A 14,688-nucleotide genomic window follows, 5' to 3' on the forward strand; every position below is an offset into this window, starting at 1 on the left:
CATTTATCGTTTCTGACGGTAGCGCGCGTCTCAGAGTGTTTTAGGCGGCAATCCGGGGCTGTATTCGGGTCCGAAGTCTTGTAGCTCGTTCCAAATGTCCCGGCACCATAGCTGCATGCGCACCTTGAGCACCTCATCGCCCAATAGTTCTGCGTACCAGTAAAGATCCAGCAACTCGTCCTGCGCTTCGCGCCTTGCATCGACATGCTCGGCGCTCCAGTCGGTGTCCGGATGCGCCGCGCGCCCCGCATCGAACTTGCGCTGCTTGGCTGTGTCGAAGTCCATGCTAGACGCGGTCCTTGGCCCCAAGAAGCTCGCCCATCGATCCCGACATGAGGTATTGCGTGAGCGCCTTGATGCCTGCGCGGCCGGCCGTGTAGGCGAGGGATACCGCGAAGCTCCAGCTGAGCGCCTCGCTCGCGGGGGCCGCCTGCAAGATCGCAATCGCGGTCATGAGAAACGAGCTGATAAAGGTGACGAACGAGGACCAGAAGTACTGCTTGAGTTTGTCGCTCATAAAAATCGGTTACTGATAACGGTGCTGAGCACCTCCCTGTCCGCTTTCGACCGTGCAGGGCGCGGGCAGGGAGCTACGCGGCACTCACTCTTTGTCTGTGTTGTTGCGACGCCAGTCGGGGTCGGTATAAATGTCGTTTGGCGGCGTATTTTTCTCGCGCTTCAGAGCGTCCTTAATGCTTGTAGCCCATAGTCTCTTTTCGATGGCGTACAGTTTCTTTTTCATGCGGACAGAATTTTTGAAATGAGATCAGCGGACGTGAGCCCGACGGCCTTAGCCACGGCGTTCGCGTAAGCTGTCGGATCATTGTTGTCCCCTGCGGGCGCGTAGTTGTTGAAGAACTGCAGGAGCGTCCACTGCGGGTGCGCCTTGATCTTCTCTCGGATGAGGTTCTGCAGATACAGCCATCCGGTCGCGTAGTCCTTGAATACCGCGAAGCCTTGCGCGTCCTTCAGGACTGGCTTGTAGATGTCGAGGTAACCGACCGAGCTGTAGCGACAGTTCCCCGGGTTGTTATTGCGGAAAGACCGGGAGCCGGGAAACCAGCCTTCATGCGCCTTTATGGCCGCGCAGAATGCGTCCAAACGGCTCGTGGCTGGGGGAGGGGTAGATACGGTCGGCTCGGTCGGTTTTGGCTCGTCCTGGGCCGTTTCATGCGGTTTCACGGGGGTATCCGCGGGCTGCTTGAAGATAGCCAGCACCTGCTTGATGAACTTCGCGAACCAGCTGTTGGAAACGACCTGCCTATTGAGGTAGTAGCTCATCGCAACCGACTTGCAGGCGTCCGGGCTCACCTCCTTGACGAAGGGAAAGAAGCTGTCGAAGCACAGAAAGTTGCCGTTCTCCAAGACCTTCATGACGGTCGTCCAGTGGTTCTCCGCGAACGGACCGCGCACATAGACGCCGTCCTTCTCTACCCACGCCGTGACGGCAATGCACACGGGCGAGCTTCTGAGCGCCTCCCTTATCGTGGCCGTGTTGTTGCTGATGTACTGATAGCCGAACTCGTACTCGGCGCCGCGCGCGACCGCGAGCGTTTTGAGGTTGTTGGGGATCTCCGTATAGAACGCCTCGACAGTTTCCTCATCGGGCCATTCGGGCTCGTTGACGCTCCAGCCATGGCGCAAGGCATCGGCGACGGTCTTGGGCGAGTTGCCTTGGCCCACGATCGTCCCGGACATCTTGGCAAGGAAGCGGTCGGACAGATTGAGGCCGTCGTTGAACGCGCGGGCGCGCGCCAGCATCTCTACCGCATTCGTCGTGCCAAACGAGACGCAGGCGTAGGTATCGCCGTTCCTGGTGCTTTGGTCTTCCGTGGATGGCGTAAAGCGGGACCAGTCGCCGGATGGATTGAGAAGCTCCGCGCCGTACTTGGTTGCGAGGGATTGGGAAGCGCCGAGAACGAAATCTTCAGGCTGTACCGGGTCGACTATGAGGCCGTAGTTCTTAGTCTCCATATCTGTTCACGATAGTATACCGCGATAAGTTACCACCATTGCGTTTGGAAGAATGGGCGGGAGGCAGGCGAGGCTACAAATGGCGACATGGAAACTCCGACTCCGCCGTATTGGGCGCTTCCGAACGTCGATATGATCGAGTAAGAGCCGGCGGGGCTCTTCGCGCCGTTAGTGTCATAGAAGCCGCTTTGTCCCGCGACGAACGCGCGCTTGGTCGTGCCGCTTCCAGCCGTTCCGTCGCCGTTGTTGTTATTGCGGAACACGCCGACAATCCATGAATTATCCGCCGTAGTGGTCGTAGTGAGCGTACCGCTGGTGCCGGTACCGCTTACATGCGTGTCCGTCGTGACGCTGCCCACTCCGGAATACGACACGGCCTGCGAGTTCACTTCGTCTACGGTGCTGGTGAACGTAATCACTACGTTATTGCATCCAGTAGGCGAGTTGAGCAGATAGTACAGATAGACCCTGACCGTTGCGTCCGTGGGAAGGGACTGCGGGGTGAAAGCTGAGGCAGTTAACGGCGCGCCTCCGTAGGTAACGCTTGATACCGCGGGCAATGCGAGCTTGTTGGCCGAAAACGCGACATAGGTAATAGGGTTACTCACTGCACCTACGCAGAACGAGTACGTAGCCGATGACGCAGATGCTGTGTGGTTTGTCGTCGAGTTGTCGAAGGCGATGGCCGCGAACGCGATAGGCGCGTGGCCCAATAACAGTATGAGCAGCGCACCTATGGTTAGTGATCGTTTCATTAGGTGCTCGATTCAATGGCGCGCAGAGAGCAGGAATTCGAGAGCGGAGAGGACGCGGGGGTCCCGTAGTCAAATTCGATAACGTCGCCGCGAGAGAATGTGTTTGCCGACGTGAACGCCACAGTGCCGACCGTCGAAGAGGCATTGAACATCGGCAGGACTTTCGTGGAATTGACGAGCACCTGCACATTGAGCGTTCCGGCGGGCACGCTGCATTGGATGTCCTTGAGTGTTCCCGAAAACGGCGCGACGACCTTGTTGTCGCTGCTGGTCGCCGTCCACGCTGTCGTCGTGGCGTTTAGGCCGGTCAAATAGCGGTACTTACTGAACACGGTCGTAGCCGAGCCGTCGCCCACCTTCAGTTGTCCGTCGGTTGTGTCGAAGGCAATGTGGCCGGCGATAGCCGGAGCCTGCGAGGCACTACTGGGCAGCTGGAGAAAGCTGGAGGCTGTCAGGGCGGTAGTTGACGCATTTATTACAGAAAGCAGGTCTGTTGCCGCAGCGTAGCTAAAGGATGCCTCTGAACCGATGGTGTTGGCGGCCGTGCCGTACGGAATTTGCGTGTTCGCGAGGGCGGTAGACGTGGAAACGCCGTACCAGGTGAGCGTTGAGTTTGCCCCCCCTACCAACGCACCGAGAGCGCCGGAGAGCGTTGCCGGGAAGCTTGAAAACGCGAGAGTGGTCGTCGCCACGCTTCCGAGCGTCGAGCGCCCGCTGGCCTTGGTGAAGTAGGCGAGCTGGGGCGCGGCGACCGAAGAGGTTGTGGCGATCTCGTAGGGAGACGTGCCGGCACCTATCGCGGTGCAGCTCTCCGAATTGCCGGATGCATCGACGCCGAGCGGATAGTTGCCCGCCGTACAGTTCGTGCCGTTTGCCGCGAGCGCCGTCGCTGTCCCTGCGTTGCCCGAAATGCTGCCGGTAATGAGATTGGTGAAAGCCTGCGTGCCGCCCCAGGTGTTGGAAGTTGTCGTCCCAAAGGCGAGCGAGAGAGTGTCGTTGGTGAGGAAGATCGGATACGTAACTGAAAGGTTCGTGTTAGCCGAGATATCTACCGTCGTGAGATAGGTGCTGGTGTCGACGGAGAGCGTGCCGTTGCCGCTGGATGTCTTTACGAGCCCATTGCTGGTGAGGTTGGTGAGCTTGGGGATATTCGCGCCGTTGCTGAGCGTCAGCACGGTCGTAGTAGCGTTGGAAGGAAAGGGGTAGGTGAAGTCCCCGCCGCAACCCGTGCCGCTCGATGTGAGCGTGCCGTTGACAGAGAACTGGGCGCACCCCGCCGCTTGGCCCGTGAGCCGTAATGCCTTACCGAAGGTGGTCTGCGTTATGGCGCTGGCTGGAGAAGTTGTCGAGGTGAACTGTTGGAGCTGACTAATGCCCTGGGCCATTACGCCAAGAGGAGCAAATACCGCGGCAGTCAAAAGCACGTAGGCAAGGTGTCTCATAGATTTACATTAAGTGCTTCACGTCAATTGGTTCTGGCTCCTTCCTACTGGTGAGCGCGGACATCGGAACGGTGAGCGACTGCCTGCTCAGAAGATCTTGTAGCCCTTTGTCGGCGCGGCCAACGATTTCCTGCTCGAATGCCATGAGCGACGTGCGGATTTCCTTCGCCACGTCCTTGCCTACCTGCTGTATGTCTGCCTTCGCGCTCGCGACGGCGGCCTCTATCTGTCTAGGCAATTCGTGGACGGCGGCGAGCACAGGGGAGAGGTCTAGTTTCTCGGGCTCCGGCAGTGACGCGATGGCTTTCTGAACGCTCGCCAATTCCGCAAGCACTGGGGTAGCGTCGAAAATGTCCTTGGGGACCCGATTAAGCTCGCGCCGCACGGCCCCAAGGGCGCCAAAGACGCTGTCGAACGGCATCTCCGGAAACTCCTTCGGAGTGGGCAGCGTCTCCAGTCCTTTAGCGACCACCTCTTCCACCAGTTCGCGAAGAGCGCGCATATCCACGCCGCCTCCGCCAAGGACGGGGGCAACCGCCTTGATGAGGTAGTATTGCTCCTGCTCTTCGTAGCTCTCCGACTGCTGCGTAAAGCCGCTGTCAGTGTAAACGCTCGCGATGGCCACGATGTTGCGGCCGTAGCCGCTCGGATCAGGCGGCGCTTGGACTGTCTTGATGAAAAGGCGCGCGTTCGTCGGCGACTGGTCGAGCCTGATGGTGTCGAGCAGCTCGCCCGTGCGCACGTCGTAGACCTTGGCGCGGACGTAGTAAGGCGTGCTGTCGAGTGGATTGCGGACGAAATAGAAGATATCGAACGGTTCGCCCGGCGAAATCTGATTGGGAGCAACCTGCATGCTCTACAGGGTACGCAAATTACGAGCTTTGTAACGCATCCGGCATTTTTATCAGCACCTTGTTGGTGACAGCGGTATTCGCCTTCATCGCTATGGTGTTCTCCTCCAGCGCGTTCGTGTTCTCCATGAGCTGGGCCGAAAGCCGCTCGCGAATGTCGTGCTCCAGCTCGCGCATCGCAGTATCGCGCGCGTCTAGCCTGTCCTCATTGCGCTTACGCTCTTGGTCGAACAACTTGTAAATGCCGTAGAACGCGACGATCGCTAGTCCGGTTGGGCCAAATTGAGCGATCGTCGTGAAGTCCATACGCTAGAAGTCAGTAACGGTGATAAGCGCGCCGGCAGCGGGAGCTATGCAATGGATTGCTCCGCGGTAGAGATTGTCGAGGTTGAACACGACGGTCGTGCTCGGGGCAATCGAGAACCCGCTGTAGAGCGTCGCTGCGCGGTCACCGAAGTTGCAGGTGACGAGCTGGGGCGTGGTGGTCGCGCCGCTGGCGTTGCTGATAGCGAGGTACTGGCGGGCGGTGCTGCTGCCGACAACGCTCGTGTCAGAGCTTCCGACAAATGCCCTGCCTATGGTCGTCGGGTAGCTGGGGAGCGTGTTATCGGACGAGGAGCCGAGGTGCTGAGGAGCCTCCGGCCGCGGGAACAAGGAAGCGACACCGAGCGTCAGGCCCTGGGCCAAGAAGACGCTCAAACTGATGACGAGCACTGCGGCGAGATGTTCTTTGATGTTCATGTGAGGGTGTTGCTTCCGAGCCTCATTGTGCGGCCCCGTTTGGAGCCGCACGAGAGGCTAAGAAGGCGGGTAATTAGGGACAGGTGCCGTAAGACCAGTAGGCGGTGCCCTTGAAAGTCGACGTTGCTCCTAGGGTGGACAAGACGAGCTTCACCGGCGTTGCAGAACTGGTCGCGAAGGCGCTGATGCAGCCTACGCCGCTGATGGTTGAGGTCGCCGACGAGTTCGATAGGGCGATATTGCCGCTGCTATCGACAGTCAGCTGCTGGGCAGAACCGGCATATATGCCGTTCCTGTACCACGTCTGCAGGGCCTCGTACCCGCCAGCGCCGCCGAGAGACTGCGGCTGCGGCGCCAGCGCCGGATGCGATCCGTAGCCGAGAAGGAAGCTCCCGAGCGCGATTGCCGCTGCTACTCCCAGCGCCAGAAGGGCGTTAATGGTGTTCTGGGTCATAAGCGGTCAATTAGGCGTGCACGTTCGAGTAAGTGGTGAAGCCGGTGGCGTCAGCGCGAACCTTGAGGAGGATCGTTGCGCGCGCCTGGTCCTGGAACACCTTGTTGTCGTAGACCGTCCACATGGTGTAGTCGCGGGCGATCTTGCCCGAGACCTGGTTCTCGTAGATCTCCGGGTCCTGGCGCACCGCAAGCGATACGTTCTTCGCAACCGTGAAGAACGATGCAACGTACTGCGTCGCGGCGGTGAAGAGGTTCGAAGCGGAAGTGAAGCTCGAAGAGAGCGTCACCTTGCCCGTACCCTTCATGACGATGCCGACCGACGTGGTGTTGTTGGTCGCCACCAAGCCGTGCAAAGCATCCGACTTGTTGATAGTGAAGCCGTTCTCGACCACGGTCGATGAGCCGATGCTGTTGTACCCGGCGTTGGTCGCGTCTGCTACGGTCGTGGTCGGCGCGTTGAGGAACGCAACGAGGTTGGCAACAGTGAGAGCTGCGGTTGAGGCAATCTTGACCTGGCCTGCGGTTACGCCCGCGTCCACGGTCGACTTGAAGGTGAGCGTGACGCCCTTGATCGTGATGGTGTCGCCATCCGTCGGGTTAACGCTCAGCGCTAAGCTTGCCGCGAACGGCAGGTTGTTCGAGATGAACAGGTTGAAGTCTCCGAACATGCCGCGATAGCCGTTGACGGTCGCATTGTCGCCGAGCGGGGTGCCGCGGGCGATGATGTACTTCTGGATGACGCTCCACACCTGCGGAGGGAGTATCCAGCAGAGCATGCCGCCGTAGTCCTCATACGCCAGCTTACCGAAGCGGAGGTTGTTGTTGTAGACCACGTTCGCGCCCATGAACTTCTCCATCGCGATGACGGGGAGATCGGCAATGTTGCCAATGCCGACGGTGAGGGCGTTGCCGGCCGTACCGCCAAGGCTGCCGTCGTCCAAGGTCTGGCCTGCTCCTGCACGCAGCGCATTCAGCGTATCTCCATCGATCTCGTTGAAGATGGCGTTGGAGAACTGCCTGCCGTAGCTGCGGGTAACATCAAGGTCGGTGTGGAGCACGTCAGGCTTGACGATGCGAACCGTTGCCTCCTTCTGTTTGGAGATGGTGAACGACTCCTCGCCCTCGGTGTAGTTCTGCACGGTGTAAGAACCGTCAGTTCCAAGGTCGTTGGCGAAGATGGGGTTGGTGCGGTAGCGGCGTTTGACCGTGTCACCGACCTTGAGGCCCGCCTCGAAGCGGGTGTCTGCAATTACCGGGTATACCGGCATCGACCAATTGGACTTCTGGTACTCCTTGGTCCACTCGGTCTGGTACTTAAATGTATTCACGTGAGTAAGCTGTTAGAGCCTACCTACGACTATTTCCCCTTGCGGATTTCGAGCGAGCTGCCGCCGCGTCCCTGGCTGGCTTTCTCCGCCATTGCGGGCGTGATGCCTTTGCCGGATGAGAAGTCGGGCTCCACCTCCGGGGCTGCTTCGGCCGGTGATCCGCCCCCTTCAAATGAGGGCTTCTTCGGCGAAACGAGCTTGGAGAGCGCGTCCTTGTTCCTAAAAACGATGTAGTCCACCTCTTTGTCGTGAAACTCTGGCGTATGCGAGAGCCTGACGATTTCCTTCATGACGGCGTCGAGTTCGGCATCGTCATGGATTTCGAGCTGGGTCTTCACCGTAGGCGCGGTGGCGAGAACTTCTTTGTCCTCCGCCGCTCGCTGCTCCTCGGCGTCCTTGGTGGCTTTCCACCCCTTGAGGGTTTCAAGCTCTTGGCGATCGGCCTCGGAGAGCTGTGCTGCGGGAATTCGCTTGCCGAGAACCTCAGCCAAACGAGCGAGAGCGGGGGCATCAAGGCCATGCTCCTGCGCGTAGGCTTCAAGTTCATCGGTGGGGGTTGAAGGCGCGGCGGGTGCCGGGGCGTCGGAAGGTGTCTTCTTTGCAAGCGCCTGCAGTTCCTCCGCAGTCTCTTTGCCGGTCAGCTTTATGCCTTGGGCTTCGAGAGCGGCAACTGCGGCGTCCTTGAAAGCGTTCTTCTCCTTTCGCGTATCCTTCAGGTCGTCGTAGATAGACCGTTTCTTGGGTAATGGGACTTCGGGAGCTGGCTCGTCAGCGGGCTTATCTTCTGGCTTGTCCTCCGGCTTGTCAGCCTCGGGAGCCTTGTCCTCAGGTGCCGGCGCCTCTTCAGGCTTCGGCTCGTCCTTTGGTGCCTCGGGTGCGGGAGCCTCCTGCTCTTGGCCCGGAAAATGAAGTTCTGCGTCGTCCATGCGTCCCGTTTAATGCCTCGGGGTAGAGGGCTAGGTTGTAAGCACTCCTAGAAACTTTCCCCGATAATGCCGTGGGGGCGGGAAGCACCTCGTGGCGCTTATGAGGCCCGCGGGATCTCCGCGGACCCTAAAGCTACGCGATGATGCGCGACGCGTTGGTCTCCTTGAACTCTGCTGCGAGCTTGGCGAAGTCCTTGCCGTGAACGTCCTCAGAGAAGACGCGCTCGGTCGGCTCGCCCTTGTGATCGCGGTACTTGACCGTGATGGGACCGCCTGACTTGGCAGCGTCCTTTGCTGCCTTCTCTGCGGCCTTGGCCTCCTCAGGGGAGAGAACCTTGACGCCATTTACTTCGGCGAGCGCCTCGATCTCTGCGGGGGTCTCGCTGCCGGTGAGCGCAACGCCGGCTGCTTTGAGGCCGTGGGTAAGGACCTCAGTCCTCTTTGCTGCTGCCTCCGCCGCTTTCTGCTCCTTGGTCTTTGCTGCCATAATAAGCTGGTTGATTACTACTATGCCCACATTCTAAAGTAGGCCCGAGCTTTGTAACGGCAGTCTGGGGGAAGATATGCACCTAAAAGACTGGGGGATTCTTTTCGGCATCCTGGTCGGAGTATCCGGGTTTGTTTTGTCGCTGGTGAACCTCGTGAGATCCGCGCAATCCGACAAAGACAAGCGTATGATGGAATTTACGCTGAAGAAGCAAGAGGGCTTGAGCCTCATTCATCCAACGATGGCGGCGATAGAAGCTCTCCGTGACCGCCTTACGAAATCAATAGATGATGCGGATCAAATCGGATTTTTTGAATTGAGCGATCCCGCGAAAGTCCTTCAAAAGAAGTGCAACGAAAAGCTCACGCGCCTCAGGAAAGCTCGCGATGAACTTGAAAGTCGGGAGCGCACCTCCGATCAAGACGGACTACTACAATTGATTGAGACAGATCTTAAAACAGCAAAGGAAGAGTGCAACGCAACGCAACTTACCTCAGAGGCAGCCAACTTCTTGGATGGCGTGCCGAACAAGATGTATGAAAAGCAAAGGGGGACCGGTTCAAAATGGTAGAGAGCTTGGTCATTCTGGCTAACGCGACAGCTCGGCCTCTAGCTCCCGGTCCAACTGGGCCAACTCGCCTGCGTAGTCCTTAGCAACAATCCTGACGAACCATAGCCGCGCGTCTATAACGTGCCACAGCTCGGCGCGCGCTTCCGGCAAAAGAATGCGGTCAGTCGCGAGTATCCGCTGGGCCGCCAAAATATCCTTACGGCACAACGTCAAAAGCTCCTGCGTGACCGGCTGCAGGGCGTAGTCTTGCTTGCGCAAGAGGTCAGATATGGCCTTCTCGTCCTGCTCGATCCGCGCGACATCGTCCGGGTACTGTTTTTTTAGCTCCGCCAGTTTTGGATAGGGGTCAATCATGCGAGGTTTTGCGCGACCTGGCGCACCTGCGCGCCCGGGCTAGGAATCGCGCCGGGCAGCGCGGGGCGCTCGGGAGGGGGCTCAGCACCCTCGTTCGGCTGCTCCGCCGCAGCGGCCGCCGCCTGCTGCCCTGCCTTGCGCAGCATGTTCTCTTGTGCGATCGGGGCATGCGCCATCTCGTACTGAATAAGTGTCTGATAGCGGCGGTCGCCGAGCGTGACGCGGTTATTGATGGCGAAGTCGTGGATGATCTGCATGAAGAGTGTGGTCGCGCCGTAGAAGTACTCCAGCTTCTCGCCGTGCTGCACGGCCTGGATGGCTTGGTGCGCGCGGGCTTCCTCTTCCTTGCTGCCGTAGTTCTTTGTGTCCATAAGGAGCTTCACCTCAGCGTCGTCGAACTCAGCTCCCGACTTCAACAGCTCCGCTGTGATGCCCTGCGGATTCACCTGAGAGATGAGCACCGGGTTGGAGATGATCTTGTCGATGGTGGCGAGCCGCGCCTCCTTCTTCAGCTGGGACTGCTGCATCTCCACTGTCGAGGAAACCACGCGCACGTCCGGCTCGGAGTAGAGGTCGAGGTCCGTGCGGCGGATGACCGGCTCCCATCCTTCCCCCTCGATGCCGAGGCTCTTGAGCGCCTTCTTGGCCGGGAGATGGTCCTTGCACCCTTGGATGAACAGCTTGGCTATTTCCCCCATTGCCTCGGTGTAGGAGCTGGAGCGCAGCAACAGCCGCTTGGAAATGCTCTGCTGCTCGGCAAACACCACGGTCGCCTTCTTGGAGGCCTGCTGCACGCCGCCCATGGACAGGTCGGTGACGCCCACGTCGCGGCCTGCCTCGCCTTGCATCCAATCCAGTAGGTCGATGGTGCCCCGCAGCTCGGCCGTCTCGAACGTGAATATCCCGTCCTCAATGCGCTTGCCGGCGGGCACGTTGACGGGGACCAAGGCATCCGGCCGGGTCTGCGCCTGGTCGAGCTTGGCCACGTCCGGGAACATGCTGATGTCGTAGCCGCGCGCGTTGAAATTCCGCTTCTCGCGGTTGGTCAGTTCTTGATTGAAAAACGTGTGGGTGGCATCGGCGACGCCATAGAGGTCGTCGGCAAAGCTCTTGGAGAGGAAGTTCTTATTGTCCTCGTGCGTGGCCCACGACACCCACGGGTACAGGTTGGAGGAGCAGATATCCTGCAGCTTCCCGAAGCGCAGCCACACCTTGTACCAAGGCGAGAAGACGATGTAGTAGCGGATGCCCTCGATGGTGATGGCCATCTCGACGAGTTTGAACATCTGCTCGCCGATATAGTTGTTTGCCTCGGGTGCGAGACCCATAGCCTTGAACTTGCCGAGCGCGGCCATTGCGCTCTCGCCATCGGCTCCCTCGAACTTCGGCGAATAATCCGTTTTGGCAGCAAGATCCAGGAGCGCCTTTACTTGCTGCTGATCGTAGGAACCTTTCTTCAGGTCGGCCGCCGAGCGCACGATATCTTGGCGCCCGGCATACTGGTGATTTTCCCAGTGGCCGCCGCCGTCCGGCTGGAAGATGGCGTCCTCAAGCTCGAAGATCTCGAAGCAGTTCTTGTACTCCGGCGTGGACACAGCGTAGTTGGCCATGAACCCGCGACCTGAGAAGAGCGCGTTATGGCGGTCTTGGCGGGTCTTGAGGGCGAACTTGGCGTTGGGTGCCCCCGACATCAGCTCCATCTGCCAGAGTGTGTCGAGCTTGCGCACGGCAATATAGTCGGCCGGCTCCTGCTCCTTCAGCTCAACGGACAGGTCGTCGTTGAACGCCGCCGCCAAGGTGTCCATGGCGCCGGAGAAGACGGGCAGCACCACATTGAACGGCTGGCGGTACTTCTTCTTGGTCTTACCTGCGTAGAGGTCGCGGTAAAGCTGGATGCGGTCTAGTCGCGGCTGCTTGAAGCGGTTGCAATTGGCAACGAGGCGCGCGGCGCGCTCGGTAGTCTCGTCAGCGAGCTTGTTGCTCTTAGCTTTAGGATCGACAGACGAATCCTTCTCGTCGTCATTGGAGTATTCCATGCTCTCAGGATACGGAGGCTAGGCGCTTTGTAACGCATGGGCCGTCCTCCAGCGCTTGCGCTCGCCTTTCCGAACAACGTCGCGCTTCTCGGAGGAGAGGCGCAGATAGAACTGCCAGCGCGCGCACGGGCCGCATACGCCGTTGCTATGGATTGGGAAGATGCTGGAGGGCAGGCGGCACGCGCCGCATACGGCCTTTAGCGCCTCGGGATGGCAGTGCGGGCACCTCACGAGTGCGACCACCGCCGCGACCTGGTTAGGATTGCGCGGCCGGCGAACGGAGTAGATGCGCTCGCATTCCCCGCATCGCAGATTAAGAAAGTGCATCGCCATGGCCTTAGTCTAAGCCCGGCGCCTCATACGGCGGCTGTTGATAACCCACGGGCAGGCGCCACGGGTGATGGCACATGCGGCACTCGTCCACGACGGACTGCTTGTAGAAATACCCGCACTTCGGGCAATTCCCCCACTCCTTCGCCTGTTTAGAGGCCTGTTCGTTCATAGGGTTCTTGCTCGTACGTAGAGGTCGGTCCCTTGGCCTTGGCGTGCTTGCGCATCTCCCACGCAATTGCGATGGCCATCAGTAGGTCGAAGTGGTTGGTGAAGTGCCCAACGCGGCTCCGGCCCAGGTCGTCGGCGTCCGTGTGAGTAAAGCTCTTCATCTCGCGCAAAATGCGCTCGTCATTGATTATCAAAAGCCCGTCCTCGACCGCCGTGCGCAGGTCGTTGAGGATGGTGTACTTGGTAGCGCTGTTGGTCTCCCAGCCCAGCTCCCCGCTTCCAAGAGGCTGGTCGCTGATGCGGTCGAGCGGCACCTGCCGATAGATGACGTTCGTGTCGTAGATCATCTTGAGTGTGGTGAGGCATGAGCCGCCGCTCTCGCTGTTCTTCTCGGGCGCGACGAGGCAGGAGCCGAACAGGTCGGCCTGCCGCTTCAGCTCGTAGGCGAACTGGTCGGCCGGGATCATGTTGTTGGCATAGGAGCCGATCTGGCGGGCAGGGACGGTTGAGAAGTCGATGAGGCAGGAGGTCGAGTGGTCTCCCCCGTTGCCCTTGCCGGTGTCCGCGCCGATGGCGTAGCGGTGGGAGGGGTTGTAGTCTGCCCAGATATGAAAGCCTGCTTTTACCTCCTTAGACTCCGTGCATTGGGCGATGAGCCGCTCAATAGCTGCGCGGTCGAAGAAGGGCGAGCCCGCCGCGACCGGGTCGAGCATCATCTCTACCTCATAGATGCGCCGCCCGCCCGCGTTTAACTCCCGCTTCTTGCTCTCGAGGGAAATCTTGCGCTTGCTCGGGTCAGTAATCCCCGCGTTCACCTCAGCGGCCTCCGCGTCGGTCTTCACGTATTTGTCTGGCCATGAGATGTTGCCCTGCTTGTCGACGACCGGGATAAAGCGCACCCGTCCGCCTGCGCCCGCGACCAGCTTCATGATGTAGGCCACCACACCCTGCTCGCTGATGTAGTTGCCGAGTGTGAGGGAGGCTGAGTAGTCGGGCAACCCCGCCTTGCTCTCGCTGAGTACGCGGATGATCTTCTCGGTGACGGCGGGGCTCTCTGCCGTGATGGCGTTCTCCAAGTCGTCGCCTAGCCGGAAATCCGGGCGCTCCGTACCTACTTTGCGCCCGCGGGTCGGGGTGAGGGCGGTATGTGCCTCGAAGCGTACGCCCGAGGTCGTGTTGAACTTCTCGACGCGCTTGAGGTCTTTCTGGTCGGAGGAGCGCGGCGCGTTGAAGAGGTGCCCGAAGTCCGCGATGAGCAGGTCGTTCGTCTGCAGCTCGGTCACGAGATCGAAGAGGATGTTCTCCGCATTGGCCTTGTCGTAGCAATCGACGTTGACGTACCGGCGCACGCCCCAGTGGTCCACGTTCTCGCCCTGGGCGGCGAGCCCGTCGATGACCTTCTTGCGGGCGGCGATCCAGCTGAGCCCCATGTTGGCCGCGATGGAGGTCTTGGCGCTCTCACGGTAGGCGACCCACGCCGCGTCCTTGATGCGGCCGTACACCAGATCTTCGAAGTCCTGATAGAAATCGTCGTGGAACGGGGCCAGCTGGTAGCGGAAGTAGCGGCTGTAATAGAAGACGCAAAAGAGCTTGAAGGATTTAGCGCACGCGTAGACGCGCTCCTCGCGCGTGCCGTTAGTGAGTAGGTCGATTTTCTGCTTGGTAAGTTTCATTCATGGGGCTAACGCTTTCGCATCTTAGAGCATTTGTGCCGTCGCCAAGTGAGTTTCGGGTGGTCCGACGGGTAGATAATGCCTGGTGTTCGTTGAGCTAAATACTCTTCGCCGCCGTGTTCTATCGAAGCTTTCACGATCAACACCCCACAGCCTCGATGGCAGGGGTGCGGTCCATAGTAGATTTTGTCCTGTCGTTTCATGGTCAGTCTTCGATTAGCGCATCAATTCTGTGCCGCACCTCGGCGCTGATGGCGATATTCGCCGTAGGCTTGCCGCCCAACAATTGAATATTGTAGGTGAGCGTGTCCATCGATTTGCGCAGCTCGTCGTATGTCGCATCGTCGATCTTCAGATCCATCTGCGCTTGGACGGCCATGCGGTGCTTCTTCATCCAATCCACGGTGTCGAGCAAATGAGGCTTGATACCTGCCATTACGTTGCTCTGCTGTCTCGCACTCTCGTGGCCAAAACCCGCTTCCAATAGTATTTGCTCGACTGTCTTATTCTCGCCACCGACGACATTCGCCTCGAACAGCTGGATAGCCCGCGCTTGCATCATAGTGGGCTTTGTGCGGGTGCCTCTGGCCATA

18 protein-coding genes are annotated in these 14,688 nt (G+C 59.5%); 1 reads left to right on the forward strand and 17 read right to left on the reverse strand.

Translation table 11 applies throughout. The features are described 5' to 3' along the window. Window positions 1–30 precede the first annotated feature (30 nt). The 13 genes from EDE08_RS03160 to EDE08_RS03215 all read right to left on the reverse strand — a co-directional run bounded on the left by EDE08_RS03160 (window position 31) and on the right by EDE08_RS03215 (window position 8,960). Window positions 31–285 carry a hypothetical protein gene (locus EDE08_RS03160; RefSeq protein WP_131867058.1) on the reverse strand — a complete coding sequence of 85 codons (255 nt, stop codon included), beginning with the start codon at window positions 283–285 and terminating at the stop codon, window positions 31–33. A gap of 1 nt (window position 286) precedes the next feature. After that, window positions 287–517 carry a hypothetical protein gene (locus EDE08_RS03165; protein WP_131867060.1) on the reverse strand — a complete coding sequence of 77 codons (231 nt, stop codon included), beginning with the start codon at window positions 515–517 and terminating at the stop codon, window positions 287–289. A gap of 84 nt (window positions 518–601) precedes the next feature. Beyond that, window positions 602–742: a hypothetical protein gene (locus EDE08_RS38205; RefSeq protein ID WP_165935671.1), complete on the reverse strand. Its 141-nt coding sequence runs from the start codon at window positions 740–742 to the stop codon at window positions 602–604. Then, window positions 739–1,974: a hypothetical protein gene (locus EDE08_RS03170; RefSeq protein ID WP_131867062.1), complete on the reverse strand. Its 1,236-nt coding sequence runs from the start codon at window positions 1,972–1,974 to the stop codon at window positions 739–741. Before EDE08_RS03170 ends, EDE08_RS38205 begins: the two co-directional genes overlap by 4 nt. Before the next feature lie 29 nt (window positions 1,975–2,003). Beyond that, window positions 2,004–2,729, reverse strand: coding sequence for a hypothetical protein (locus EDE08_RS03175; protein ID WP_131867064.1), 726 nt, complete (start codon window positions 2,727–2,729; stop codon window positions 2,004–2,006). Next, a complete protein-coding gene (locus EDE08_RS03180; RefSeq protein ID WP_131867067.1) occupies window positions 2,729–4,153 on the reverse strand; it encodes a hypothetical protein in 1,425 nt (474 codons plus the stop codon). The genes EDE08_RS03175 and EDE08_RS03180 overlap by 1 nt, the downstream gene beginning before the upstream one ends. 22 nt (window positions 4,154–4,175) lie before the next feature. Then, on the reverse strand, window positions 4,176–5,024 hold the full coding sequence (locus EDE08_RS03185; RefSeq protein WP_131867069.1) for a hypothetical protein: 849 nt from the start codon (window positions 5,022–5,024) through the stop codon (window positions 4,176–4,178). 19 nt (window positions 5,025–5,043) lie between these two features. After that, entirely contained in the window at window positions 5,044–5,328 is a 285-nt protein-coding gene (locus tag EDE08_RS03190) for a hypothetical protein (RefSeq protein ID WP_131867071.1), read from the reverse strand. Window positions 5,329–5,331: 3 nt separating this feature from the next. Next, a complete protein-coding gene (locus tag EDE08_RS03195) occupies window positions 5,332–5,763 on the reverse strand; it encodes a hypothetical protein (RefSeq protein ID WP_131867073.1) in 432 nt (143 codons plus the stop codon). Window positions 5,764–5,836: 73 nt separating this feature from the next. Further along, the gene (locus EDE08_RS03200) at window positions 5,837–6,217 is read right to left on the reverse strand and encodes a hypothetical protein (RefSeq protein ID WP_131867075.1); all 381 of its coding nucleotides are present in this window, start codon (window positions 6,215–6,217) and stop codon (window positions 5,837–5,839) included. A 10-nt stretch (window positions 6,218–6,227) separates the two neighbouring features. Next, window positions 6,228–7,547 (reverse strand): hypothetical protein, encoded by a 1,320-nt coding sequence (locus EDE08_RS03205; RefSeq protein WP_131867077.1) that lies wholly within the window; start codon window positions 7,545–7,547, stop codon window positions 6,228–6,230. Between the two features lie 29 nt (window positions 7,548–7,576). Continuing rightward, on the reverse strand, window positions 7,577–8,473 hold the full coding sequence (locus EDE08_RS03210; protein ID WP_131867079.1) for a hypothetical protein: 897 nt from the start codon (window positions 8,471–8,473) through the stop codon (window positions 7,577–7,579). Between the two features lie 133 nt (window positions 8,474–8,606). After that, window positions 8,607–8,960: a hypothetical protein gene (locus tag EDE08_RS03215; protein ID WP_131867081.1), complete on the reverse strand. Its 354-nt coding sequence runs from the start codon at window positions 8,958–8,960 to the stop codon at window positions 8,607–8,609. Between the two features lie 76 nt (window positions 8,961–9,036). Between EDE08_RS03215 and EDE08_RS03220 the strand changes: the two genes are divergently transcribed. Further along, window positions 9,037–9,531: a hypothetical protein gene (locus tag EDE08_RS03220; protein WP_131867083.1), complete on the forward strand. Its 495-nt coding sequence runs from the start codon at window positions 9,037–9,039 to the stop codon at window positions 9,529–9,531. 18 nt (window positions 9,532–9,549) lie between these two features. On the opposite strand, the gene EDE08_RS03225 is transcribed toward EDE08_RS03220, so the two are convergent. The 4 genes from EDE08_RS03225 to EDE08_RS03240 form a co-directional block, all read right to left on the reverse strand. Continuing rightward, window positions 9,550–9,885, reverse strand: a complete 336-nt coding sequence (locus tag EDE08_RS03225) for a hypothetical protein (protein ID WP_131867085.1) — start codon at window positions 9,883–9,885, stop codon at window positions 9,550–9,552. After that, window positions 9,882–11,921, reverse strand: coding sequence for a hypothetical protein (locus EDE08_RS03230; RefSeq protein ID WP_131867087.1), 2,040 nt, complete (start codon window positions 11,919–11,921; stop codon window positions 9,882–9,884). Before EDE08_RS03230 ends, EDE08_RS03225 begins: the two co-directional genes overlap by 4 nt. Before the next feature lie 482 nt (window positions 11,922–12,403). Further along, window positions 12,404–14,095 carry a terminase large subunit gene (locus EDE08_RS03235; protein ID WP_131867089.1) on the reverse strand — a complete coding sequence of 564 codons (1,692 nt, stop codon included), beginning with the start codon at window positions 14,093–14,095 and terminating at the stop codon, window positions 12,404–12,406. Between the two features lie 205 nt (window positions 14,096–14,300). After that, window positions 14,301–14,657 carry a hypothetical protein gene (locus EDE08_RS03240; RefSeq protein ID WP_131867091.1) on the reverse strand — a complete coding sequence of 119 codons (357 nt, stop codon included), beginning with the start codon at window positions 14,655–14,657 and terminating at the stop codon, window positions 14,301–14,303. Between the last annotated feature and the right edge of the window lie 31 nt (window positions 14,658–14,688).

The sequence above is a fragment of the Bradyrhizobium sp. R2.2-H genome, assembly GCF_004346455.1.
GTDB lineage: Bacteria > Pseudomonadota > Alphaproteobacteria > Rhizobiales > Xanthobacteraceae > Bradyrhizobium > Bradyrhizobium diversitatis.

Excerpts from the sequence above, each read along its gene's own strand:
- EDE08_RS03160 (WP_131867058.1), bottom strand. The coding sequence starts at position 285 with ATGGACTTCGACACAGCCAAGCAGCGCAAGTTCGATGCGGGGCGCGCG.
- EDE08_RS03165 (WP_131867060.1), bottom strand. The coding sequence starts at position 517 with ATGAGCGACAAACTCAAGCAGTACTTCTGGTCCTCGTTCGTCACCTTT.
- EDE08_RS38205 (WP_165935671.1), bottom strand. The coding sequence starts at position 742 with ATGAAAAAGAAACTGTACGCCATCGAAAAGAGACTATGGGCTACAAGC.
- EDE08_RS03170 (WP_131867062.1), bottom strand. The coding sequence starts at position 1,974 with ATGGAGACTAAGAACTACGGCCTCATAGTCGACCCGGTACAGCCTGAA.
- EDE08_RS03175 (WP_131867064.1), bottom strand. The coding sequence starts at position 2,729 with ATGAAACGATCACTAACCATAGGTGCGCTGCTCATACTGTTATTGGGC.
- EDE08_RS03185 (WP_131867069.1), bottom strand. The coding sequence starts at position 5,024 with ATGCAGGTTGCTCCCAATCAGATTTCGCCGGGCGAACCGTTCGATATC.
- EDE08_RS03190 (WP_131867071.1), bottom strand. The coding sequence starts at position 5,328 with ATGGACTTCACGACGATCGCTCAATTTGGCCCAACCGGACTAGCGATC.
- EDE08_RS03195 (WP_131867073.1), bottom strand. The coding sequence starts at position 5,763 with ATGAACATCAAAGAACATCTCGCCGCAGTGCTCGTCATCAGTTTGAGC.
- EDE08_RS03200 (WP_131867075.1), bottom strand. The coding sequence starts at position 6,217 with ATGACCCAGAACACCATTAACGCCCTTCTGGCGCTGGGAGTAGCAGCG.
- EDE08_RS03210 (WP_131867079.1), bottom strand. The coding sequence starts at position 8,473 with ATGGACGACGCAGAACTTCATTTTCCGGGCCAAGAGCAGGAGGCTCCC.
- EDE08_RS03215 (WP_131867081.1), bottom strand. The coding sequence starts at position 8,960 with ATGGCAGCAAAGACCAAGGAGCAGAAAGCGGCGGAGGCAGCAGCAAAG.
- EDE08_RS03220 (WP_131867083.1), top strand. The coding sequence starts at position 9,037 with ATGCACCTAAAAGACTGGGGGATTCTTTTCGGCATCCTGGTCGGAGTA.
- EDE08_RS03225 (WP_131867085.1), bottom strand. The coding sequence starts at position 9,885 with ATGATTGACCCCTATCCAAAACTGGCGGAGCTAAAAAAACAGTACCCG.
- EDE08_RS03230 (WP_131867087.1), bottom strand. The coding sequence starts at position 11,921 with ATGGAATACTCCAATGACGACGAGAAGGATTCGTCTGTCGATCCTAAA.
- EDE08_RS03235 (WP_131867089.1), bottom strand. The coding sequence starts at position 14,095 with ATGAAACTTACCAAGCAGAAAATCGACCTACTCACTAACGGCACGCGC.
- EDE08_RS03240 (WP_131867091.1), bottom strand. The coding sequence starts at position 14,657 with ATGATGCAAGCGCGGGCTATCCAGCTGTTCGAGGCGAATGTCGTCGGT.